Raw genomic sequence first — 21,535 nt, forward strand, 5'->3', positions numbered from 1 at the left:
TGCAGGAACCGGCTTAGCGCCACTCCCGGACGTCGACGAAGTGACCCGCGATCGCCGCGGCCGCCGCCATCGCCGGCGACACCAGATGCGTGCGGCCCTTGAAGCCTTGGCGGCCCTCGAAGTTGCGGTTCGAGGTCGAGGCGCAGCGCTCTTCCGGCTTCAGCTTGTCCGGGTTCATCGCAAGGCACATCGAGCAGCCCGGCTCGCGCCATTCGAAGCCGGCCTTGATGAAGATCTTGTCCAGACCTTCAGCCTCGGCCTGCTCCTTCACGATGCCGGAGCCCGGCACGACCATGGCGTTGACGTTCGCCGAAACGGTCTTGCCTTCAGCAATCTTCGCCGCTGCGCGTAAGTCTTCGATGCGGCCGTTGGTGCAGGAGCCGATGAAGACGCGGTCGAGCTTGATGTCGGTGATCTTCGTCCCCGCGGTCAGGCCCATGTACTTCAGCGCGCGATGCTTGGAGATGCGCTTGGCCTCGTCCTCGATCTTGTCGGGATCGGGCACGATGCCGGTCACCGAGATCACGTCTTCGGGCGAGGTGCCCCAGGTCACGATCGGCGGCAGTTTTGCAGCATCGAGGCGCAGCTCGTGATCGAAATGCGCGCCTTCGTCGGAGCGCAGCGTCTCCCAATAGCGCATTGCCGCATCCCAGGCCGCGCCCTTCGGCGACTTCGGCCGGTCGCGCAGGAAGTCGAAGGCCTTCTGGTCGGGCGCAACGAGGCCGGCGCGGGCGCCGCCCTCGATCGACATGTTGCAGACCGTCATGCGGCCTTCCATCGAGAGCGCGCGGATCGCATCGCCCGCATATTCCAGCACGTAGCCGGTGCCGCCCGCGGTGCCGATCTCGCCGATGATGGCGAGGATGATGTCCTTGCCGGTCACGCCGTCGGGCAATTTGCCGTCGACGGTGACGCGCATGTTCTTGGCCTTCTTCTGGATCAGCGTCTGCGTCGCCAGCACGTGCTCGACCTCGCTCGTGCCGATGCCGTGGGCGAGCGCGCCGAACGCACCATGCGTCGAGGTGTGGCTGTCACCGCAGACGATGGTGGTGCCGGGCAGGGTAAAGCCCTGCTCGGGGCCGATGACGTGGACGATGCCCTGGCGCTTGTCGAACTCGTTGTAATATTCGATGCCGAATTCCCTGGCGTTCTCGGCCAGCGCCTTGATCTGCTCGATGCTCTCAGGATCCGGATTCGGCTTGGTGCGATCGGTGGTCGGCACGTTGTGGTCGACGACCGCGAGCGTCTTCTCGGGCGCGTGGACCTTGCGCCCCGTCGCGCGCAGGCCTTCGAACGCCTGCGGCGAGGTCACCTCATGCACCAGGTGACGATCGATATAGAGCAGGCAGGTGCCGTCCTCGGCTTCGTGCACCAGGTGGTCGTTCCAGATCTTGTCGTACAGGGTGGTCGGCTTGGACATGAGCTTGAGCTCCGGGAATGTTGGTAAGCGGATAGCGCGCCTGGCGCGCGGGCAACAAAATCGTCAGCGCAGCTTTTAGGCTGCGCGCGTAAGCTCTGACGTTGCCGAGGTCGCGAAGCGTCCGAAGAACCGGCCAGGCAGCCGCGAGCGATCGTCGATGACGATGCGCTGGACGGGGGCGAAGCTGGTCAGATCTGGAAACATTCCAAGAATATATAGCAGGCCGAACTGGAATCGCGAGTGGTTTCAAATGACCGCCACGCACACCATGCATGAGGAGCGCGCTCTTGGCGCGCGTCTCGAAGGATGAAGGCCCGGCCGGTGGCCTCGCCCTTCGAGACGCGCGTTCCGCGCTCCTCAGGGTGAGGGACGGGCACCTTGCGCGCCGCACTGACGCAACAAAAAAGCGCGGAGCCGAGCCCCGCGCTTTCGAAAAACTTGCCAGGTGGCGAGGTTTACTCGCCGACGGCAGCAGCGCGGTCCTGCTTCTCGACGATGCGGGCCGACTTGCCGCGGAGATTGCGGAGGTAATAGAGCTTGGCGCGACGCACCTTGCCGCGACGCACCACCTTGATCGAGTCGATCATCGGCGACATCACGGGGAACACGCGCTCCACGCCCTCGCCATAGGAGATCTTGCGGACGGTGAAGCTCTCGTTGAGACCGCCGCCGGAACGGCCGATGCAGACGCCCTCATAGGCCTGCACGCGGGTGCGGTCGCCCTCGACGACCTTCACGTTGACGATCACGGTGTCGCCGGGGCCGAATTCCGGAATGTCCTTGCCAGCGGACAGCTTGTCGAATTGCTCTTGTTCGAGCTGCTTGATCAGGTTCATGGGTAAATCTCCATCGGCGCGCCCAGCCTTGAAGAAACGGGGGCTGCGTGAAATTCGTCTATCCAGCCATTGCGGATTTGGCCGCTCCTATAAGGCAAGCCGGAGCGTTTGTCACCCGTCTGTCTTGTTTTTTGGCGTTTTTTGGCGGCCGGCCCGATTCGGGGCCTTGACCGGGATTTGAGCCCATAGATCCGGCCGTCGGGCCGCCGTCAGGGCCTCGGATTCGGCCCGCCGCCAGGCCGCCACCTTGGCGTGGTCGCCCGAGGTGAGGACCCCCGGGATCGGAACCCCCTCGAACAGCTGCGGGCGGGTGTATTGGGGGTATTCCAGAAGGCCGTCCGAAAAACTTTCCTCGGTTCCCGAGGCCTCCTTGCCCATCACGCCCGGCAGGAGCCGAACACAGGCGTCGATCAGGGCGAAGGCCGCGATTTCACCCCCCGACAGGACGTAATCGCCGATCGAGACCTCCTCCAGGCCGCGCCGGTCGATCACCCGCTGGTCTACCCCCTCGAACCGTCCGCAGACGATCAGGGGCCCGGGGCCTTGGGCGAGCTCGACCACCCGGACCTGGGTCAATGGCCGACCGCGGGGGCTCATCAGCAAGCGCGGCCGCTCAGCACCAATCCCAGCGGCATCGATGGCCGCCGCCAGCACATCCGCCCGCAGCACCATGCCCGGCCCGCCGCCGGCCGGGGTGTCATCGACGCTGCGGTGGCGATCGGTGGCCGAGGCCCGGATATCGCGCGCCTCGAGCTGCCACAGCCCGGCGGCCAGCGCCCGGCCGGCCAGACTCACGCCGAGCGGTCCCGGAAACATCTCCGGAAACAGCGTCAGCACGGTTGCGCGCCAGGGTGAGGGGTTGGTCATTCGATCTCAGTTCTCGCCGTCCCCGACAAGCGCGCCTCAAGCGCGCGCAGATCAGGGACCCATAACCAGCGCAGCCAGTTTTGCGATGGTTGGAGGCTCCAGCTTAGCCAAAAACCACGGCTTGTGGTTATGGGTCCCCGCTTTCGCGGCGACGACTCGGAGCGAGAGTTTCGCCCCGCTCCTCGCCCTCGATCTCGAGCGGCGGCGCGATCACGACGCGGCCGCCCTCGATGTCGACCTCCGGCACCACGGCGTTGGAGAACGGCAGCAGCATCGTCGCGCCCTTGGGCGGGGCAATCTCGATGATGTCGCCGGCGCCGAAATTATGGATCGCGAGCACGCGGCCGAGCGTCTCGCCGTCCGTGGTGACGGCGGCGAGCCCGATCAGATCGGTGTGGTAATATTCGTCCTCGTCGGTCGCGGGCAGCTTTTCGCGCGGAACGTAGAGCTCGACGCCGTTGAGGCGCTCGGCCTCATCGCGGGTCGTGACGCCCTTGAACGTCGCCACCAGATGATCTTTCGCCTCGCGCGCCGTCGCGACCTCGAACTGGCGCTTGCCGTCCTTGGCGAGAAGCGGCCCGTAGCGCCTGACGGCAAACGGATCTTCGGTGAAGGTCCACAGCTTGACCGCACCGCGCACACCATGCGCGGCGCCGATCCGCGCGACGCAGACCAGCGCCGACATGTCCTAGCCTCAGCCCTTGGCGGCGGCTTCGGCCTGCGCCTTGCGCTCCTTGCGCGGCACGGCCTTCTCAGGGTTGTTGCGCGCTTCGCGCTTCTTGACGCCGGCGGCGTCGAGGAAACGCGCCACGCGATCCGACGGCTGCGCGCCCTTGGCGAGCCAGGCCTTCACCTTCTCCATGTCGAGCTTGAGGCGGGTCTCGTTGTCCTTCGGCAGCAGCGGGTTGAAATGGCCGAGACGCTCGATGAAGCGGCCATCACGCGGAAAGCGCGAGTCGGCGACGACGACGTGATAGACGGGACGCTTCTTGGTGCCTGCGCGAGCGAGGCGGATAACGACGGACATTCAGTTCTCCTTCAAAGTACGTTTTGTTCGGTTGATTGGTATTCCGCGTTGCGTGAGGCCTGTTGCGGTCCCCCGCGACGAATTCCTCATTTCTTCTTGCCCGGGAAACCGCCGAGGCCCGGCAGCGTTGGCTTGCCGCTCAGCCCGGTGAGACCAGGAAGGTTCGGCAGGCCAGTGCGAAGACCAGGCGGCAGATCCTTCGGCAGGTTGGGCAGGCCTTGTCCGCCGCCACCCTGCATCTTCTCCTGCAGCGCTTTCATCTCTTCCGGCGAGGGCATCTTCATGCCGCCACCAAAACCCATCGCCTGCGCGATGCCGGCGAGCGGGCCGCGCTTGCCCGAGCCCATGGCCTTCATCATGTCGGCCATGTTCCGGTGCATCTTGAGCAGCTTGTTGACGTGCTCGACGCTCTGGCCGCTGCCGGCCGCGATGCGCTTCTTGCGGCTGGCCTTGAGCAGGTCCGGATGACGGCGCTCCTCGCGCGTCATGGAATCGATGATCGCGACCTGGCGCTTCAGGATCTTGTCGTCGATGCCGGCCGCCGCGATCTGGTTCTTCATCTTGGAGATGCCGGGCATCATGCCCATCAGGCCGCTGATGCCGCCCATGTTGGACATCTGCAACAGCTGCTCGCGCATGTCGTTGAGGTCGAACTGACCCTTGCGCATGCGCTCGGCGGTGCGCGCGGCCTTTTCGGCGTCGATATTGGCGGCGGCACGCTCGACCAGCGAGACCACGTCGCCCATGCCGAGGATGCGTCCGGCGATACGATCAGGATGGAAATCTTCCAGCGCATCGGTTTTTTCGCCGGTGCCGATCAGCTTGATCGGCTTGCCGGTGACGGCGCGCATCGACAGCGCGGCGCCGCCGCGGCCGTCGCCGTCGACGCGGGTCAGCACGATGCCGGTGAGGCCGACGCGCTGATCGAACGAGCGCGCGAGATTCACGGCGTCCTGGCCGGTGAGCGAGTCCGCAACCAGCAGCACTTCGTGCGGATTGGCGGCGGCTTTGATTGCAGCCGCTTCCGCCATCATCTCTTCGTCGAGCGTGGTGCGGCCGGCGGTGTCGAGCAGCACGATGTCGTAGCCGCCGAGCTTGCCGGCTTCCAGCGCGCGCTTGGCGATCTGCGGCGGCTGCTGACCCGCCACGATCGGCAGGGTCGGAATGTCGAGGTCGCGGCCGAGCACGGCCAGCTGTTCCATCGCCGCGGGGCGGTAGACGTCGAGCGAGGCCATCAGCACCTTGCGCTTGTCGCGCTGGACCAGGCGGCGGGCGAGCTTTGCGGTGGTGGTGGTCTTACCGGAGCCCTGCAGACCGACCATCATGATCGGCACCGGCGGCACGGCATTGACGTCGATGGTCTGGCCTTCGGCGCCGAGCGTGTTGATCAGCTCGTCATGGACGATCTTGACCACCATCTGACCGGGGGTGACCGACTTCACGACGGTGGCGCCGATCGCCTGCTCGCGGACGCGCTCGGTGAAGCTGCGCACCACCTCGAGCGCGACGTCGGCCTCGAGCAGCGCGCGGCGCACTTCGCGCATTGCGGCGTCGACGTCCTTTTCGGTCAGCGCACCGCGCCCCGTCAGACGATCGAGAATGCCACCAAGCCGTTCCGACAGATTGTCGAACAATGCCGTTGTCCTGTTGCTGCCTTCCCGACGGGAAGAGCGCTCCGTTATTCACCGCTGTCATGCCCCGCGGAGGCGGGGCATCCAGTACGCCGCGACTTCTCGGGTCCAGCCGAGCCGCCTCGGGGGTACTGGATCCCCCGCCTTCGCGGGGGATGACCACCTTCCTGGCAAACGATCTTCCAAACACCTTTGCGCCCGAGGGCGCACAGCGCTGTCGGGCGTTGACCTCCGGCCTCGAGGGCCGGTCGGCGGGTCGAAAAGAAAGCCTTTCCGAGAAAGTGGCGGGGTTAAACGCCGCTCACGCCCAAAAGTCAAGGAAAGTTAGGATGCCGCCGTGCCTTTGGTAGGGCAAGATACTGAAAATGTGCCCCTTTTGGTGACGGGTTCCTTTTCCGCCAGGCTGGCCCATATAGCCGGTGATGCCTTACCGTCCCGACCATCCCTGGTAGCCCGCCGTGCCGGTCACCCGCCGCCGCCTATTCGGACTGCTCGCCGGAGCCGGTGCTCTGGTCGGCATCCCCTCCTTCTGGATGTCCAGCATGAAAACCTATGACGGCCCCGCCTCCGACCATTTCAACGGCCTGCACTTCTTCGATCCGGACGGGGCGCCGCCGAAATCGCTTCGAGAGGTTTTGCGCTGGCAGTTCGACGGCGGCCGGCAGCGCGCGAAATGGCCGGACTGGGCTCCCAGCGCCCATGCCGACACCCCGCCGGAGCGTGTCGACGGTGACAAGGTGCGGCTCTCCTTCGTCGGCCACGCCAGCTGGCTGATCCAGGCGGGCGGTCTCAACATCCTCATCGATCCTGTCTGGTCAATGCGGGTCTCTCCGGTCGCCTGGGCCGGACCGAAGCGGCACAACGATCCCGGCATCGCCTTCGAGAAGCTGCCGAAGATCGACGTCGTGCTGGTCTCGCACGGGCACTACGATCATCTGGACATCGCGACGCTGTCGCGGCTCACCAAGAATTTCGCTCCGCGCGTGGTCACCCCGCTCGGCAACGACGTCACGATGCGCAGCGCCGATCCCACCATCAAGGCCGAAGCATTCGACTGGCACGATCGCGTCGAGCTCGGCGAAGGCGTCGCCGTGCATCTGGTGCCGACCCGGCATTGGACCGCGCGCGGCCTGTTCGACCGCAACAAGGCGCTGTGGGCGAGTTTCGTGTTGGAGACGCCGGCCGGCAAGATCTACGTCGTCTGCGATTCCGGCTATGGCGACGGCAGGCACTTTCGCCGCGTCGCCGAGAAGCACGGGAAGCTGCGCCTGGCGATTCTTCCGATCGGTGCCTACGAGCCGCGCTGGTTCATGCGGGACCAGCACATGAATCCCGAAGACGCCGTGAAGGCGCTGGCCGATTGCGGCGCCGAGGCCGCGCTCGGGCATCACCACGGCACGTTCCAGCTCACCGACGAAGCAATCGACGCGCCGGCCAAGGCGCTGGTCGAGGCCCTCGATGCCGCGAACATTCCTCAGGAGCGGTTCGTGGCGATGCAGCCCGGGCAGGTCGTGGAGATTTAGCGCGCGCGATTTACTCCGCTGTCACCACACATACAGCCCGTCGTCCCGGACAGGCGCGCCTCGAGCGCGCGCAGATCCGAGACCCATATCCAAGGGAGATGTTTGGCGACGACTCGGAGTGGGAGTTCTGCCCCACATTGTTCTCTGGTTATGGGTCCCCGCGCTCGCCATCGCGTTCGCGGGGACGACAGCGAAATTGGATCGCGCAGTGTGCCTCTTACGGCCTACTGTCCCTGCTTGATCGCCCAGCTCACATTCACCGTCACCGACAGCGTTTCCTCGCCCGGCGCAACGGCGGCCGGCGCAGCCATCGGGGCCGTCGCCATCCGCGCCTTGAACAGCGGTACTGGGCCGCCGCCCTCCGACACGTTGAGCGGCGCGCCCAGCGTGACGCCGGTGGCCTTGGCATAAATCTCCGCCTTGCGGCGGGCGTCCGCCACCGCCTGCTCGCGCGCGTCGTCGAGCAGTTTTGACGCCTGCGTCACCTCGAAGGAGATGTTGCCGATGTCGTTGGCGCCGGCGCTGACCAGCGTGTCGATGATGCCGGCCACCTTGGTCACGTCGCGGATCTTGACGGTGACGCGGTTGGAGGCGCGAAAGCCGACCACGGGCGAAGCACCGGTGGATTTGTTCTGGCCGTATTGCGGCTGCAGCGACAGGCGCGAGGTCTGGTAATCCGTCTCGGCGATCCCTGCGCCCTTCAGCGCCAGCAGCACCTTGCCCATCGCGGCGTTGTTGGCATCGGAGGCTTCTTTCGCCGTCTTGGCGTCGTTGGCGACGCCGGCATCGATGTGCGCGAGATCGGGCGCCGCGGAAATCGTGGCCTCGCCGCTCACCGTGATGGCGGACGGAAAATCGTCGGCGCGTGCGGAGGCGGTCAGCACGGCGGTGGCGAAAACGGCGGCGAGCAGGGCAGGCTTTTGCATCAGTCTCACTTCAGCGGCACGAAAACATTGATCACGAGCTTGTCCTCCGCCGTCTTCAGGGGATCGGTGAGGTACTCCTCGATGAAGGTGTCCTTGGCTTCCAGCTTCTTGTCGTCGAGGTGATTGGTGATCGCCTCATAGGTGTTGTCCATGTTGTCGTAGGAGCCGCGATGGACGAATTTCAGCGCCTTGCCTTCAGGCGATTTGCCGATGCTCATGTCCTTGGGCAGGTTCTTGGGCTCCTGGTCGACCGGGATCTCGGCGAGGAAGGTGAAGCCGGTGTCGTCGGTCGAGGTGTAGACGATCATCGAATTGCCTGATGGCTTGATGCCCTGCTTGTCCAACAGCGTGTTCAGCGCCTTGAAGGCATCGATCAGGGTGTCGAAGGCCGAGTCCCAATTGGCCGTGCCCTTGACCATCACGACCTTCTTGGCCTCGAGCGTGGTTTCGAGGCCAAAGGGATCGGCGGTCTGCACCGGGGCAGGAGTAGCGGCCGCGGCGGGCGGTGGGGCGGTCGGGCTGGGCGCGGCACTGGCCGCGGGTGCTGGCGATGCTGAAGGAGCGGGTGAGGCGCTGGCCGCTGGGGCGGGTGTTGCCAAAGGTGCGGGGGAGGGCGAGGCCGACGGGGCCGGCGAGGGGCTGACCGACGCGGCGGGCGCCGGGCTCGGGGTTTGCGCCAGAACCTCGCGCAGTCCAAATGACAGGCCAAGCGACAGGACCGCTGCCGGGACCAGTGCGGTCAGAGCGAAACGACGAAACCTGATCATTTTATTCTCCCCAAGATTCTCCCCAAGACCTTGCCCACCAAGGCCCAAATCCGGCTTTAGCGTCCCCGTTCGCGCGAACCGCGCCGTTCTAACACGCGAGCGCTGAATTCGTCCCATGACAGATGCGTCATAGCAGACGTCTCGGCACCGGCCGCAAATCGCTGGCCAAGCGGCCGAGGATCGCCATATAAGACAGGCGAAATTCGGGAACTTTCATGAGCGCGCTGGCCAACCACGCATTTGCCAAGATGAACGGCATCGGCAACGAGATCGTCGTTGTCGACATGCGCGATTCCGCAGGCCGGGTGACGCCGGACGATGCGCGCGCGGTGGCGTCCGCGAACGGCGGCGTGGCTTACGACCAGCTCATGGTGCTGCAGAAGCCGCGGCTCGACGGCACCGAGGCCTTCATCAGCATCTACAACAATGACGGCTCCGAAGCCGGCGCCTGCGGCAACGGCATGCGCTGCGTCGTGCGCCGCATCTTCGAGAAGACCGGCCAGACCACGGCGACCTTCGAGACCGCCGCCGGCCTGCTCAATGCCTGGCAGGGGCCGGCGCCCGATCTCTACACCGTCGACATGGGCGCGCCAAAATTCGGCTGGCAGGACATTCCGCTGGCGGAAGAGTTTCGCGACACCCGCTACATCGAATTGCAGATCGGGCCGATCGACAATCCGATCCTGCATTCGCCCTCCGTCGTGAGCATGGGCAATCCGCATGCGGTGTTCTGGGTCGACGACGTCAACGCCTACGATCTCGGCCGCTTCGGTCCGCTCCTGGAAAACCATCCGATCTTCCCGGAGCGCGCCAACATCACGCTCGCCCAGATCGTCGATCCCCAGCACATCACGATCCGCACCTGGGAGCGCGGCGCAGGCCTGACCAGGGCCTGCGGTTCGGCGGCTTGCGCCACCGCCGTCGCGGCAGCGCGGCTGAAGCGCGCCGCGCGCAAGGTCGAGATCGCATTGCCGGGCGGCAGGCTCGGCATCGAATGGCGGGAGCGCGACGACCACGTGCTGATGACGGGCACCGCGACCTTCGAATATGAGGGCCATTTCGATCCGGCGCTGTTCGCGCCGGTCGCCTGATGGCCGTCGACATCGTCACCTTCGGCTGCCGCCTCAATGCCTTCGAGGCCGAGGTGATCCGCAGCAAAGCGGAGGGCGCGGGCCTTTCCGACACCATCGTCATCAACAGCTGCGCCGTCACCAACGAGGCGGTGGCGCAGGCGCGCCAGTCGATCCGCAAGCTGAAGCGCGAGCGCCCCGAGGCGCGCATCGTCGTCACCGGCTGCGCGGCGCAGACGCAGAGCCAGATGTTCGCTGAGATGGCCGAGGTCGATCGTGTCGTCGGCAATGACGACAAGATGCGATCGTCTGCATGGCAGGAGACGCGCAGCGCCTTCGACTTTGGTGCCAGCGAAAAGATCGCTGTCAGCGACATCATGGCCGTGAGGGAGATGGCGCCGCATCTTATCGACGGCTATGCGAGCGGTCTGCCGCGCGTGTTCGTGCAGGTGCAGAACGGCTGCGATCATCGCTGCACCTTCTGCATCATCCCGTTCGGCCGCGGCAATTCGCGCTCGGTGCCGATGGGCGCCGTGGTCGAGCAGGTGCGAGCGCTGGTCGAGCGCGGTCATGCCGAGATCGTGCTGACCGGGGTCGATCTCACCAGCTATGGCACCGACCTGCCCGGCGCGCCGAAGCTCGGCATGTTGACCAAGCAGATCCTGAGGCACGTGCCGGAGCTGAAGCGCCTGCGCATCTCCTCGATCGATTCGATCGAGGCGGATGCCGATCTGCTCGACGCCATCGCCGACGATTCGCGGCTGATGCCGCATCTGCACCTGTCGCTGCAGTCCGGCGACGATATGATTTTGAAGCGCATGAAGCGACGGCATTCGCGCCGGGACGCCATCGTGTTCTGCGACCAGGTCCGCCGGCTGCGACCCGACGTTGCCTTCGGCGCCGACATCATCGCGGGCTTCCCGACCGAGACCGAGGAGATGTTTTCGCGCTCGCTCGAGCTCGTCGAGGAATGCGGCCTCACCTTCCTGCACGTCTTCCCCTACTCCCCGCGCCCCGGCACGCCGGCTGCGCGGATGCCGCAGGTGGCGGGTCCCAAGATCAAGGCGCGTGCGAAACGGCTGCGGGCCGCAGGCGAAGCGGCGCTGCGGCGGCGGCTGCAAGCCGAGATCGGCGCGACGCGCGATGTGCTGATCGAGAGCGGGGAGCAGGGCCGCACGGAGCATTATCTGCCGGTGGCGATTGCGGGCGAGCGGGTGGGGGGCATCGTGCCACGAGTGATTGCCGGCGTTGATGGCGAGCGGCTCACCACATAGTCGGTGTCGTCGCCCGGCTCGACCGGGCGACCCAGTACGCCGCGGCTTCTCAGTTTGATCTCCGCCGTCTCTGGAATACTGGATTGCCCGCCTTCGCGGGCAATGACGGCCGAGTGTGTGATGAGCAGCGCGCCCCCTACAGCGCTCTTACCTGCCAGAACCGCAGCGTGCGCTTGGCGTTCTCCGCCGTCATTCTCGCATAGTGTCCCTGCGCCCTGGCGATGTCCGCGGGCTTCATCGCACCTGTCGCGAAGCGGCTTTCGAGCACGGCCACGGTGGTCTCCCAGCTGAGCTGCGCGGCCTTGCACGGCACCAGCAGACCGTCTTCGCGCAGACTCTGCATCAGCGGGCGAATCACCTCGATCGTCGATCCGGACAACGCCGCCAGGGCCGCCACCGTCTCCTCATAGCGCCGCTGCCCGGCGAAGCCGAACAGCGTCGCCTCATCGAGCTGGCCGGTCGCCTTGAGATTCGCAATCGCGCGCTTGGCGCCCTCGAAATCGCGAACGCCGGACATCTCGCGCTCGACGCCGATGGTGACGGCTGCGATCGCGCTCTGGATTTCCTCGAACAGATGCGGCGGCGCGCGCGACAACAGGCGGGTGCGCACGGCATCCGTCGCCGAGCGCAGCAATTGGCGCCGCAGCTCCGATGGCAGATCGACGCGGATGCCGACGCTGACCGCGAGCTCCGGATCGCTCTCGGCCTGGCCGACGATGATGGCAAATCCGCCTCCGGAGACGCGTGCGCCGGGATTGGCCGCGAGCCTCCGGCTGACGCTGGGATAGCGGCGCGCCAGCAGCGCGTCGGTAACGATCTCCTTCAGCCACCAGCGGCCGGCGACCGCGAGCAGATGCGGCTCGCCCTTGCTTGATGCGATCTTCACCAGCTCGCCATCGTCGAGGCGCGCGGATTCCTGCAGCACCGGGCCGGCGATGCGGATCTCGTCATTGTTGGCGAGCCGGCGGATCACGGACGGCGGCGCCTGCGCGATCGGCGCGAGCTGCGCGCTGATCTCGGCCAGCGCCACGCGCGCGCCCATGTCGGCGATGGCGCGCAGCTCGATGGTGCCGATCAGGCGCGCGAGCACGTCGTCGAACAGCGCGATCTGCTCGTCGTCGAAATTGCCGGCGGAGCACAGGAACAGCTCGGTGACGCGCCGGGCCGTCTCCAGCCCCTTTTCCGGCGAGCCCATCCGAATCGCGGATTCGACCTCGTCGATGATCGATAGCCCGGCCTTGGTCATCACGCGCGGCTCGTCCTGAGCGGTTACGGAAGCTTTTTCTAAGCAACCGTGATCATTAGAGGCGAGCACTGAACGTTTCGTAAACCATGGTGATCCTCATCCTGAGGAACCCGCAAAGCGGGCGTCTCGAAGGATGGAGGCCGAGGTCTGGCAGCGGGGCTTCATGGTTCGAGACGGCCGCTGCGCGGCCTCCTCACCATGAGGGTCAGGCAGTTGGGTTACTCCCCATTCCAGCCGCAGGCCCTGAGCTTCTCATGCATATGAGGCGGGGCCGGCGCCACCACGCGGATCGGTTCCTTGTTCCGGGAGATCGGCACCACGATCTCGCGGGAATGCAGATGCAGGCGCGGCTCGCCGAAGCGCGGGCCGTTGCCGTAAATGTTGTCGCCGAAGATCGGCCAGCCCGTCGCGGCCGAATGCACCCGCAATTGATGGGTCCGGCCGGTGACGGGTTCCATGGCGAGCCAGGTGAAACCGTCGCCGCGGCCCATCACCCTCCAATTGGTGATCGCCTTCTGCCCTTCCGGATCCGGCTTCTGCCACCAGCCGCGTTCGGCATTGAGCCGGCCGAGCGGCATGTCGATCGTGCCCTCATCTTCGGCAGGGCCGCCCTCGACCACCGTCCAGTAGGTCTTGCCGATCTTGCCGTGCTTGAACAGCAGGCCGAGCGAGGCGGTTGCCTTGCGATGGCGGCCGAGCACGAGGCACCCCGAGGTGTCCTTGTCCAGCCGGTGGGCCAGCACCGGCGGCCGCGGCAGACCGAAACGGAGCGCGTCGAAGCAGGCTTCCAGGTTCGGCCCGCCCTTGGGGCCGCGATGCACCGGCAGGCCGGCCGGCTTGTCGATCACCAGCATCAAGCCGTCGCGATGAAGCACGCGCGCCAGGATTTCGTCTGATGTCAATTCGGGAACATCGAGCAAGGACAACGACTTTCGGTCAAGACTTTCGTTTGCAGGCCGGAACGGCTAACACGCCATCATGAACGATACCACCTCCGACACCCCAAAACTGAGCTGGTGGCGCCGCCTGTCCAACGGGCTCAAGCGCACCTCGTCCTCGCTCGGGACCGCGGTCGCCGACCTCGTCACCAAGCGCAAGCTCGACCGCGCCATGCTCGACGACATCGAGGACGTGCTGCTGCGCGCCGACCTCGGCACACAGGTCGCGGTGCGCATTGCCGACGCCGTCGGCGCGGGGCGCTACGACAAGGCAATCTCGGCGGACGAGGTCAAGGACGTCGTTGCGACCGAGGTCGAGAAGGTGCTCGCGCCGGTCGCAAAACCGCTCGAGATCGACACGGCCAAGAAGCCGTTCGTCATCCTCGTCGTCGGCGTCAACGGCTCCGGCAAGACCACCACGATCGGAAAGCTCTCGCAGAAATTCGCATCCGAAGGCCGCAAGGTGATGCTGGCCGCCGGCGATACGTTTCGCGCCGCCGCGATCGAGCAGCTCAAGGTCTGGGGCGAGCGGACGAAGACGCCGGTCATCGCGGCCGCGCAAGGCTCGGATTCGGCAAGCCTTGCCTTCAACGCGCTGACCGCGGCGAAGGAGCAGAACACCGACGTGCTCCTGATCGACACCGCCGGCCGCCTGCAGAACAAGGCCGAGCTGATGAACGAGCTTGAGAAGGTCGTGCGTGTCATCCGCAAGGTCGATGATACCGCGCCGCATGCGGTGCTGCTGGTGTTAGATGCCACCGTCGGCCAGAACGCGCTGTCGCAGGTCGAGGCCTTCCATCGCACCGCCGGGGTCACCGGCCTCGTGATGACCAAGCTCGACGGCACGGCGCGCGGCGGCATCCTGGTGGCGCTCGCCGAGAAGTTCAAGCTGCCGGTGCACTTCATCGGCGTCGGCGAGGGCGTCGACGATCTCGCGCCGTTCACCGCGCGCGACTTCGCCCGCGCCATCGCCGGAATCGAATAGCCTCATCCTTCGAGACGCCGCTTGCGCGGCTCCTCAGGATGAGATCGTGCCACATAAGAGGTCCTCATCCTGAGGAGACCGCGAAGCGGTCGTCTCGAAGGATGGGAGAGACGGAAGAGAGAATGGACAAGACCCAGCCGCATCCGCTGTTCAAGCTTGCGACCGAGCTCGGTCCGCTGCTCGTGTTCTTCTTCGTCAATGCGAAGTTCAATCTGTTCGCCGCGACCGGCGCTTTCATGGTTGCGATCGTGGCGGCGATGGCCGCCTCCTACGTGGTGACGCGCCACATCCCGATCATGGCGATCGTGACCGGCGTGATCGTGCTGGTGTTCGGCACGCTGACGCTGGTGCTGCACGACGAGACCTTCATCAAGGTCAAGCCGACCATCATCTACGGCCTGTTCGCCGTGATCCTCGGCGGCGGCCTGCTGTTCGGCCGCTCCTTCATCGCCGTGATGTTCGACCAGATGTTCAACCTGACGCCGCAGGGCTGGCGTATCCTCACGCTGCGCTGGGCGCTGTTCTTCGCCGGCCTGGCCGTGCTGAACGAGATCATCTGGCGCACCCAGAGCACGGATTTCTGGGTGAACTTCAAGGTGTTTGGCGTGACCACGCTGACCATGATCTTCGCCATCGCCCAGATGCCGCTGACCAAGCGCTACGGGATCGCGCCGGCATCGCTGGAAGCAAGCGAGGCGGAAGCGGGGGATGTCAGGAAGGGGTAGGGCGAAGCGTCGCTCCACATATCGCTGTCATGCCCCGGCTTGAGCGGGGCATCCAGTACGCTTATCCGATTGGCGTCTCTGGAATACCGGATCGCCCGATCAACTCGGGCGATCACAGTTGAGTATGCGGCGCGAGCGCGGCGATCAGCTCCCCGCCTTCAACGCCTTCTCCAGCTGCGGCATCAACACCGTCCGCAAATTGTCCGGCGTGATCGGGCCGACCAGCTTGTAGGCGATGGTGCCCTCGCGGCTGACGACGAACGTTTCTGGCACGCCATAGACGCCCCATTCGATCGAGGCGCGGCCGTTGGCATCGACGCCGACGCGGCCGAACGGGTTGCCGTAGCGGCCGAGGAAGCGCCGCGCGTTGTCGGAGGCGTCCTTGTAGTTGATGCCGACCAGTTGGAAGCGCTTGTCCTTGGCGAGCTCGGTCAGGAGCGGCGCCTCGTCATGGCACGGCACGCACCAGGACGCCCAGACATTGACCAGGGTGACCCTGCCCTTGAAGGCGGCGGGATCGAGCCCCGGCACCGGCGCATTGTCGGCCTGCAAGCCCTCGAGCGGCGGCAGCATCGTCTGCGGCGCCGGCCGGCCGATCAGCGCCGAAGGAATTCGCGAAGGATCGCCGCTGCCGAGCCGGAACCAGAACAGCAGCGCGAGGCCGAGGAAGGCAATCAGCGGCAGTGCCATCAGAAAGGTGCGCCGCTGCGGCGACGCGGAGCTCGACCGGTCGCTCATCGCCGCTCCGTCGCGCTGCGGCCTGAGCGGCGGGTGATGCCGCGCTCCTCCAGCTCGCGCAAGCGCTGCGTCTGGCTGCGATAATCGAGCATGACCCACCCGATGAGGATCACGATCACGAGTGCGGCAGCCGCGTAAGACGCCACAATGAAGGACGCGTAAGGACCGAGCGACATGATCACGCCGCCCCTTTTGACGCGTTTTCTTGATGTGAGCCGGTGCCCAACTCGCTCGAGAACGCGACGCGGCTCGCCTGCATCATCTGCAGCGAGCGGACGCGGCGGCGCAGGATCTCGTTGCGCATTGCCGCCAAATGCAGCGTGACGAACAGCAGCGTGAAGGCGATCGCCATCACGAGCAGCGGGATCAGGAAGGATTTGTCGAGCGTCGAGCCGCCCATGCGCATCACCGAGGCCGGCTGGTGCAGCGTGTTCCACCAGTCGACCGAGAACTTGATGATGGGCAGGTTGATCGCGCCGACCAGCGTCAGCACCGCGGCGGCGCGCGCCGCACGCGAGGGATCGTCGACCGCACGCCACAGCGCCATCAGGCCGAGATACATCAGGAACAGGATCAGAACGGAGGTCAGCCGCGCATCCCATTCCCAATAGGTGCCCCACATCGGCCGGCCCCACAGCGAGCCGGTGAGCAGAGCGAGGAAAGTGAAGCTGGCGCCGATCGGAGCAGCCGCTTTCGCGGCGACGTCGGCGAGCGGATGCCGCCACACCAGCGTGCCTAGCGAGGCAATGCTCATCACGCCCCAGACGAACATCGACAGCCAGGCATTGGGCACGTGGATGAACATGATCTTGACGGTCGCGCCCTGCTGATAGTCGTCCGGCGCGTATGCGGATTGATAGAGGCCGATGGCGAGCAGGATGACGGTCGCAGCCGCGAGCCACGGCAACACCCGCGCCGTCAGCGCGAGGAACCGGGTGGGGTTGGCGAGGTCGATCAGCGTCATGGTATCGTGATAGTCACCGGGGGCCGCTCAGGCAATCAGCACGAAAGTCCGTCGCGAAAGTTGATCGGGGTCAAGGTCAGTCCAGTCCATGCCGCAGGCTCGCCGCCGCCGCGAACGGGCCGATCACGAAGCTGACCAGCGAGAGGGCGCATAGAATCGAGAACGGCGCGCCGAAGGTCATCGGGCCGACGATCACCGCCTGCGAGGCCGCGACCCCGAAGATCAGCACGGGAATCGACAACGGCAGCACGAGAACGGCCATCAGCAATCCGCCACGGTGCAGCGTCACCGCCAGCGCCGCACCGATCATGCCAGTGAAGGTCAGGGCCGGGGTTCCCGCAAGCAGCGTCAGCGCCACCGCACCGGTCGCGACCATGTCGAGGTTGAGCAAAAGGCCGAGCAGCGGGGTTGCGACGATCAGCGGCAGGCCGGCGGCCAGCCAATGCGCCAGCGCCTTGGCGGCGCAGGCGAGCTCCAACGGCATCCGGCCCATCGTGATCAGGTCGAGCGAGCCGTCCTCGTGGTCGGCCATGAACAGCCGGTCCAGGGTCAGCAGGCTCGCCAGGAGCGCGCCGAGCCACAGGATCGCCGGTCCCAGCCGCGACAGCAGCGCCAGATCCGGCCCCACCGCGAACGGCATCAGCACCACCACGGTCAGGAAGAACAGCACCCCGATCAGCGCCCCGCCGCCGACGCGAAGCGCGATCCTGATGTCCCGGAGGATCAGGGCGGACAGGGCGGTCATGGGGTGCTCCCATTGTGCCCCAGGGGCGGTGCGCTCCCTCCCCCGCGTGCGGGGGAGGGCCGGGGAGAGGGTTTCTCGACAACGAAGATTCCCCCAGAGGAGAGAGCCCTCATCCGGGGCCATAGCCGATGCAAAGCATCGGCGTTTTTGAGGGACGGCGGCCAAGGGCCGCCTATGCCGGCCTCTCCCGCAAGCGGGAGCGGCGAGGGAGCGGAGAGGGCGGCGCCAGGCCGCTTGGAAAGCTGAGGGTGCATCGGAATCACGCCGTATCCCCGATCCGCAGCTCGCGCGATTCGATCCCGAGCGGCGCGTGGGTGGCGGCGACGATCATGCCGCCGCGCGACAGGTGCTCACGCATCAGGCCGCCGAACATGTCCTGGCCGGCCACATCCAGCGCCGTGGTCGGCTCGTCCAGGAGCCAGACCGGGCGGCGCACGGTCAGCAGCCGGGCCAGCGAGAGCCTGCGGCGCTGGCCGGCTGAGAGGAAGGCTGCGGGCAAATGGGTGGCATGGTCGAGGCCGACTTTGGCGAGGCTCTCGGCCGCCTCAAAACGCTCGCCGCCGAGAAAATCAGCCCAAAATGCCAGATTTTCCTCAACGCTCAGCGCCGGCTTCAGGGCATCGCGATGGCCGAGATAGTGGCACTGCTCCGCCAAGGTCAGCTCGCCGTCGCCTCCGTCCAGCGCGATCGTCCCGCCGGCGGGAACCAGCAGGCCCGCGATCAGCCGCAGCAGCGAGGTCTTGCCCGATCCGTTGCGACCCATCACCGCCAGGGCTTCGCCCGAGACGGCCGCGAAATCGAGGCCGGCGAACACCTCGCGCCCGCCCCGCACGCATCTGAGCCCATGACCTGCCAGCCGCATCTCGCCTCGCTTCAACCAGCTCACAGCCAGGCCTCAGGAAATCTTGGGGTAGCGCATGGGAATTTTTGGCTCAGCGGTTGCTGCGGCACGATTGTGGCTGTGGCGGTGCGGTTAGAAAGCTTCTATAAGCCCGGAACTAGTTGATGCAGCAACTCAACCTGCCCCTGCAAGCGGCCCAGCCTGATACGCTGACGGTGTTAAAATACCCTGCCGGGTATAACTAACAATTGGGATCTCCTACATGACCTCGCTCGACAGCTTCAAATGCAAAAAGACCCTCAAGGTCGGCGCCAAGACCTATGTCTATTACAGCCTGCCCACAGCCGAGAAGAATGGTCTGAAGGGAATTTCGAAGCTTCCCTATTCGATGAAGGTCCTGCTCGAGAATCTGCTGCGCAACGAGGACGGCCGCTCGGTCAAGAAGGAAGACATCGTCGCGGTGTCGAAATGGCTGCGCAAGAAGTCGCTGGAGCATGAGATCGCCTTCCGCCCGGCGCGCGTCCTGATGCAGGACTTCACCGGCGTGCCCGCGGTGGTCGACCTCGCCGCGATGCGCAACGCGATGCAGAAGCTCGGCGGCGAGCCTGAGAAGATCAATCCGCTGGTGCCGGTCGACCTCGTCATCGACCACTCCGTGATCGTGAACTTCTTCGGTGACAACAAGGCCTTCGGCAAGAACGTCGTCGAGGAATACAAGCAGAACCAGGAGCGCTACGAGTTCCTGAAGTGGGGTCAGAAGGCGTTCTCGAACTTCTCCGTGGTGCCGCCCGGCACCGGCATCTGCCACCAGGTCAACCTCGAATATCTGGCCCAGACGGTCTGGACCAAGAAGGAGAAGATGACGGTCGGCAAGAAGACCGGCACCTTCGAGGTCGCCTATCCCGATTCGCTGGTCGGCACCGACTCCCACACCACCATGGTCAACGGTCTCGCCGTGCTCGGCTGGGGCGTCGGCGGCATCGAGGCGGAAGCCTGCATGCTCGGCCAGCCGCTGTCGATGCTGCTGCCCAACGTCGTCGGCTTCAAGCTGAAGGGCGCGCTGAAGGAAGGCGTCACTGCGACCGATCTGGTGCTGACCGTGACGCAGATGCTGCGCAAGCTCGGCGTGGTCGGCAAGTTCGTCGAGTTCTTCGGCCCCGGCCTCGACCACCTCTCGGTCGCCGACAAGGCGACCATCGCCAACATGGCGCCCGAATACGGCGCGACCTGCGGCTTCTTCCCGGTCGACGCCGCCGCGCTCGACTACCTCAAGACCTCCGGCCGTGCCTCGGCCCGCGTCGCGCTGGTGCAGGCCTATGCCAAGGCGCAGGGCCTGTTCCGCACCGCCAAGTCGCCCGATCCGGTGTTCACGGAGTTGCTGACACTGGACCTCGGCGACGTCGTGCCGTCGATGGCCGGCCCGAAGCGTCCCGAAGGCCGCATCGCGCTGCCTTCGGTCGCCGAAGGCTTCTCGCTCGCGCTCGCCAGCGAGTACAAGAAGGCCGAGGAGCCGGCGAAGCGTTTCCCGGTCGAAGGCAAGGACTTCGATCTCGGCCATGGCGACGTCGTGATCGCGGCGATCACCTCCTGCACCAACACCTCGAATCCCAGCGTGTTGATCGGTGCGGGCCTGCTCGCGCGTAACGCGGCGGCCAAGGGCCTGAAAGCGAAGCCGTGGGTGAAGACCTCGCTCGCCCCGGGCAGCCAGGTCGTGGCCGAGTATCTCGCCAATTCCGGCCTCCAGAAGGATCTCGATAAGGTCGGCTTCAACCTGGTCGGCTTCGGCTGCACCACCTGCATCGGCAATTCCGGTCCGCTGCCGGAGGAGATCTCGAAGTCGATCAACGACAACGGCATCGTCGCCGCTGCCGTGCTCTCCGGTAACCGCAACTTCGAAGGCCGCGTCTCGCCGGACGTGCAGGCGAACTATCTGGCCTCGCCGCCGCTGGTCGTTGCGCACGCGCTCGCCGGCAGCGTCACCAAGAACCTCGCCACCGAGCCGCTCGGCGAGGGCAAGGACGGCAAGCCGGTGTACCTGAAGGACATCTGGCCGACGGCCAAGGAGATCAACGCCTTCATGAAGAAGTTCGTGACCGCGTCGATCTTCAAGAAGAAGTATGCCGACGTGTTCAAGGGCGATACCAACTGGCGCAAGATCAAGACGGTCGAGAGCGAGACCTATCGCTGGAACATGTCTTCGACCTATGTGCAGAACCCGCCTTACTTCGAAGGCATGAAGAAGGAGCCGGAGCCGGTCACCGACATCGTCGAGGCGCGCATCCTCGCCATGTTCGGCGACAAGATCACCACCGACCACATCTCGCCGGCCGGTTCGATCAAGCTCACCTCGCCCGCCGGCAAATATCTCAGCGAGCATCAGGTGCGCCCCGCCGATTTCAATCAGTACGGCACGCGTCGCGGCAACCACGAAGTGATGATGCGCGGCACCTTCGCCAACATCCGCATCAAGAACTTCATGCTCAAGGGCGCGGATGGAAACATCCCTGAGGGCGGTCTGACCAAGCACTGGCCCGACGGCGAGCAGATGTCGATCTACGACGCCGCGATGAAGTACCAGGAAGAGAAGGTGCCGCTGGTGGTGTTCGCCGGCGCCGAATACGGCAACGGCTCCTCGCGCGACTGGGCCGCCAAGGGTACGCGCCTGCTCGGCGTTCGCGCCGTGATCTGCCAGAGCTTCGAGCGTATCCATCGCTCCAACCTGGTCGGCATGGGCGTGCTGCCGCTGACCTTCGAGGAAGGCACCTCCTGGCAGTCGCTCGGCCTCAAGGGCGACGAGAAGGTGACCATCCGCGGCCTGCAAGGCGACCTCAGGCCGCGTCAGAAGCTGACCGCGGAGATCGTCTCCGGCGACGGTTCGTTGCAGCGCGTTTCGCTGCTCTGCCGCATCGATACGCTGGACGAGCTCGACTACTACCGCAACGGCGGCATCCTGCACTACGTGCTGCGCAAGCTCGCGGCGTAAGCGCGGATTTGTGAACGATGGCTCACTGC

At 65.7% G+C, this 21,535-nt stretch carries 21 protein-coding genes; 6 read left to right on the top strand and 15 right to left on the bottom strand.

All coding sequences use genetic code 11. The features are described 5' to 3' along the window. Nucleotides 1–13 precede the first annotated feature (13 nt). From leuC to ffh, 6 genes are all read right to left on the bottom strand, one after another. Complete coding sequence (gene leuC / locus P6U27_RS01640; protein WP_122400378.1) at nt 14–1,420, bottom strand: 3-isopropylmalate dehydratase large subunit; 1,407 nt, start codon at nt 1,418–1,420, stop codon at nt 14–16. A gap of 455 nt (nt 1,421–1,875) precedes the next feature. Continuing rightward, entirely contained in the window at nt 1,876–2,256 is a 381-nt protein-coding gene (gene rplS, locus P6U27_RS01645; protein WP_027573014.1) for a 50S ribosomal protein L19, read from the bottom strand. Between the two features lie 111 nt (nt 2,257–2,367). Beyond that, nucleotides 2,368–3,123: a tRNA (guanosine(37)-N1)-methyltransferase TrmD gene (gene trmD / locus P6U27_RS01650; RefSeq protein ID WP_122400379.1), complete on the bottom strand. Its 756-nt coding sequence runs from the start codon at nt 3,121–3,123 to the stop codon at nt 2,368–2,370. A gap of 127 nt (nt 3,124–3,250) precedes the next feature. Next, nucleotides 3,251–3,808, bottom strand: coding sequence for a ribosome maturation factor RimM (gene rimM, locus P6U27_RS01655; protein WP_122400380.1), 558 nt, complete (start codon nt 3,806–3,808; stop codon nt 3,251–3,253). 9 nt (nt 3,809–3,817) lie between these two features. Next, nucleotides 3,818–4,150 (bottom strand): 30S ribosomal protein S16, encoded by a 333-nt coding sequence (gene rpsP / locus P6U27_RS01660; RefSeq protein WP_122400381.1) that lies wholly within the window; start codon nt 4,148–4,150, stop codon nt 3,818–3,820. A gap of 86 nt (nt 4,151–4,236) precedes the next feature. Further along, nucleotides 4,237–5,784, bottom strand: a complete 1,548-nt coding sequence (gene ffh, locus P6U27_RS01665) for a signal recognition particle protein (RefSeq protein ID WP_122400382.1) — start codon at nt 5,782–5,784, stop codon at nt 4,237–4,239. 455 nt (nt 5,785–6,239) lie between these two features. Here ffh and P6U27_RS01670 point away from each other — a divergent pair, with 455 nt between their 5' ends. Beyond that, a complete protein-coding gene (locus P6U27_RS01670; protein WP_164937107.1) occupies nt 6,240–7,304 on the top strand; it encodes an MBL fold metallo-hydrolase in 1,065 nt (354 codons plus the stop codon). Between the two features lie 224 nt (nt 7,305–7,528). Here P6U27_RS01670 and P6U27_RS01675 read toward each other — a convergent pair whose 3' ends face one another. Continuing rightward, nucleotides 7,529–8,230 carry an SIMPL domain-containing protein gene (locus tag P6U27_RS01675; protein ID WP_162500063.1) on the bottom strand — a complete coding sequence of 234 codons (702 nt, stop codon included), beginning with the start codon at nt 8,228–8,230 and terminating at the stop codon, nt 7,529–7,531. 5 nt (nt 8,231–8,235) lie between these two features. Continuing rightward, nucleotides 8,236–8,997 carry a GyrI-like domain-containing protein gene (locus P6U27_RS01680; RefSeq protein WP_122400384.1) on the bottom strand — a complete coding sequence of 254 codons (762 nt, stop codon included), beginning with the start codon at nt 8,995–8,997 and terminating at the stop codon, nt 8,236–8,238. A 215-nt stretch (nt 8,998–9,212) separates the two neighbouring features. On the opposite strand from P6U27_RS01680, the gene dapF reads away from it, so the two are divergent. Then, nucleotides 9,213–10,088, top strand: coding sequence for a diaminopimelate epimerase (dapF, locus tag P6U27_RS01685; RefSeq protein ID WP_122400385.1), 876 nt, complete (start codon nt 9,213–9,215; stop codon nt 10,086–10,088). After that, the gene (mtaB, locus tag P6U27_RS01690) at nt 10,088–11,341 is read left to right on the top strand and encodes a tRNA (N(6)-L-threonylcarbamoyladenosine(37)-C(2))-methylthiotransferase MtaB (protein ID WP_122400386.1); all 1,254 of its coding nucleotides are present in this window, start codon (nt 10,088–10,090) and stop codon (nt 11,339–11,341) included. Before dapF ends, mtaB begins: the two co-directional genes overlap by 1 nt. A gap of 136 nt (nt 11,342–11,477) precedes the next feature. Here mtaB and P6U27_RS01695 read toward each other — a convergent pair whose 3' ends face one another. Then, on the bottom strand, nt 11,478–12,587 hold the full coding sequence (locus P6U27_RS01695) for a DUF2336 domain-containing protein (protein ID WP_122400387.1): 1,110 nt from the start codon (nt 12,585–12,587) through the stop codon (nt 11,478–11,480). Between the two features lie 218 nt (nt 12,588–12,805). Then, a complete protein-coding gene (locus P6U27_RS01700; RefSeq protein ID WP_162500533.1) occupies nt 12,806–13,507 on the bottom strand; it encodes an RluA family pseudouridine synthase in 702 nt (233 codons plus the stop codon). A gap of 58 nt (nt 13,508–13,565) precedes the next feature. Between P6U27_RS01700 and ftsY the strand changes: the two genes are divergently transcribed. Together ftsY and P6U27_RS01710 are read left to right on the top strand one after the other, a co-directional pair. Then, nucleotides 13,566–14,510, top strand: a complete 945-nt coding sequence (gene ftsY, locus P6U27_RS01705) for a signal recognition particle-docking protein FtsY (protein WP_407193590.1) — start codon at nt 13,566–13,568, stop codon at nt 14,508–14,510. Nucleotides 14,511–14,632: 122 nt separating this feature from the next. Beyond that, a complete protein-coding gene (locus tag P6U27_RS01710) occupies nt 14,633–15,235 on the top strand; it encodes a septation protein A (protein ID WP_122400389.1) in 603 nt (200 codons plus the stop codon). A 144-nt stretch (nt 15,236–15,379) separates the two neighbouring features. Here P6U27_RS01710 and P6U27_RS01715 read toward each other — a convergent pair whose 3' ends face one another. The 5 genes from P6U27_RS01715 to ccmA form a co-directional block, all read right to left on the bottom strand. Further along, on the bottom strand, nt 15,380–15,973 hold the full coding sequence (locus P6U27_RS01715) for a DsbE family thiol:disulfide interchange protein (RefSeq protein ID WP_122400390.1): 594 nt from the start codon (nt 15,971–15,973) through the stop codon (nt 15,380–15,382). After that, entirely contained in the window at nt 15,970–16,155 is a 186-nt protein-coding gene (ccmD, locus tag P6U27_RS01720; RefSeq protein ID WP_122400391.1) for a heme exporter protein CcmD, read from the bottom strand. Before ccmD ends, P6U27_RS01715 begins: the two co-directional genes overlap by 4 nt. Next, nucleotides 16,152–16,937, bottom strand: coding sequence for a heme ABC transporter permease (locus P6U27_RS01725; protein ID WP_122400392.1), 786 nt, complete (start codon nt 16,935–16,937; stop codon nt 16,152–16,154). Before P6U27_RS01725 ends, ccmD begins: the two co-directional genes overlap by 4 nt. 76 nt (nt 16,938–17,013) lie before the next feature. Then, nucleotides 17,014–17,682, bottom strand: coding sequence for a heme exporter protein CcmB (ccmB, locus tag P6U27_RS01730; RefSeq protein ID WP_129145078.1), 669 nt, complete (start codon nt 17,680–17,682; stop codon nt 17,014–17,016). Nucleotides 17,683–17,941: 259 nt separating this feature from the next. Further along, the gene (ccmA, locus tag P6U27_RS01735; RefSeq protein WP_122406322.1) at nt 17,942–18,544 is read right to left on the bottom strand and encodes a heme ABC exporter ATP-binding protein CcmA; all 603 of its coding nucleotides are present in this window, start codon (nt 18,542–18,544) and stop codon (nt 17,942–17,944) included. A gap of 241 nt (nt 18,545–18,785) precedes the next feature. Here ccmA and acnA point away from each other — a divergent pair, with 241 nt between their 5' ends. Next, nucleotides 18,786–21,506 carry an aconitate hydratase AcnA gene (acnA, locus tag P6U27_RS01740; RefSeq protein ID WP_122400394.1) on the top strand — a complete coding sequence of 907 codons (2,721 nt, stop codon included), beginning with the start codon at nt 18,786–18,788 and terminating at the stop codon, nt 21,504–21,506. The last annotated feature ends 29 nt before the right edge of the window (nt 21,507–21,535 follow it).

Source organism: Bradyrhizobium sp. STM 3566 (assembly GCF_045571445.1).
GTDB lineage: Bacteria > Pseudomonadota > Alphaproteobacteria > Rhizobiales > Xanthobacteraceae > Bradyrhizobium > Bradyrhizobium vignae.

Excerpts from the sequence above, each read along its gene's own strand:
- leuC (WP_122400378.1), bottom strand. The coding sequence starts at position 1,420 with ATGTCCAAGCCGACCACCCTGTACGACAAGATCTGGAACGACCACCTG.
- rplS (WP_027573014.1), bottom strand. The coding sequence starts at position 2,256 with ATGAACCTGATCAAGCAGCTCGAACAAGAGCAATTCGACAAGCTGTCC.
- trmD (WP_122400379.1), bottom strand. The coding sequence starts at position 3,123 with ATGACCAACCCCTCACCCTGGCGCGCAACCGTGCTGACGCTGTTTCCG.
- rimM (WP_122400380.1), bottom strand. The coding sequence starts at position 3,808 with ATGTCGGCGCTGGTCTGCGTCGCGCGGATCGGCGCCGCGCATGGTGTG.
- rpsP (WP_122400381.1), bottom strand. The coding sequence starts at position 4,150 with ATGTCCGTCGTTATCCGCCTCGCTCGCGCAGGCACCAAGAAGCGTCCC.
- P6U27_RS01675 (WP_162500063.1), bottom strand. The coding sequence starts at position 8,230 with ATGCAAAAGCCTGCCCTGCTCGCCGCCGTTTTCGCCACCGCCGTGCTG.
- P6U27_RS01680 (WP_122400384.1), bottom strand. The coding sequence starts at position 8,997 with ATGATCAGGTTTCGTCGTTTCGCTCTGACCGCACTGGTCCCGGCAGCG.
- dapF (WP_122400385.1), top strand. The coding sequence starts at position 9,213 with ATGAGCGCGCTGGCCAACCACGCATTTGCCAAGATGAACGGCATCGGC.
- mtaB (WP_122400386.1), top strand. The coding sequence starts at position 10,088 with ATGGCCGTCGACATCGTCACCTTCGGCTGCCGCCTCAATGCCTTCGAG.
- P6U27_RS01695 (WP_122400387.1), bottom strand. The coding sequence starts at position 12,587 with ATGACCAAGGCCGGGCTATCGATCATCGACGAGGTCGAATCCGCGATT.
- ftsY (WP_407193590.1), top strand. The coding sequence starts at position 13,566 with ATGAACGATACCACCTCCGACACCCCAAAACTGAGCTGGTGGCGCCGC.
- P6U27_RS01710 (WP_122400389.1), top strand. The coding sequence starts at position 14,633 with ATGGACAAGACCCAGCCGCATCCGCTGTTCAAGCTTGCGACCGAGCTC.
- P6U27_RS01715 (WP_122400390.1), bottom strand. The coding sequence starts at position 15,973 with ATGAGCGACCGGTCGAGCTCCGCGTCGCCGCAGCGGCGCACCTTTCTG.
- P6U27_RS01725 (WP_122400392.1), bottom strand. The coding sequence starts at position 16,937 with ATGACGCTGATCGACCTCGCCAACCCCACCCGGTTCCTCGCGCTGACG.
- ccmB (WP_129145078.1), bottom strand. The coding sequence starts at position 17,682 with ATGACCGCCCTGTCCGCCCTGATCCTCCGGGACATCAGGATCGCGCTT.
- ccmA (WP_122406322.1), bottom strand. The coding sequence starts at position 18,544 with ATGCGGCTGGCAGGTCATGGGCTCAGATGCGTGCGGGGCGGGCGCGAG.
- acnA (WP_122400394.1), top strand. The coding sequence starts at position 18,786 with ATGACCTCGCTCGACAGCTTCAAATGCAAAAAGACCCTCAAGGTCGGC.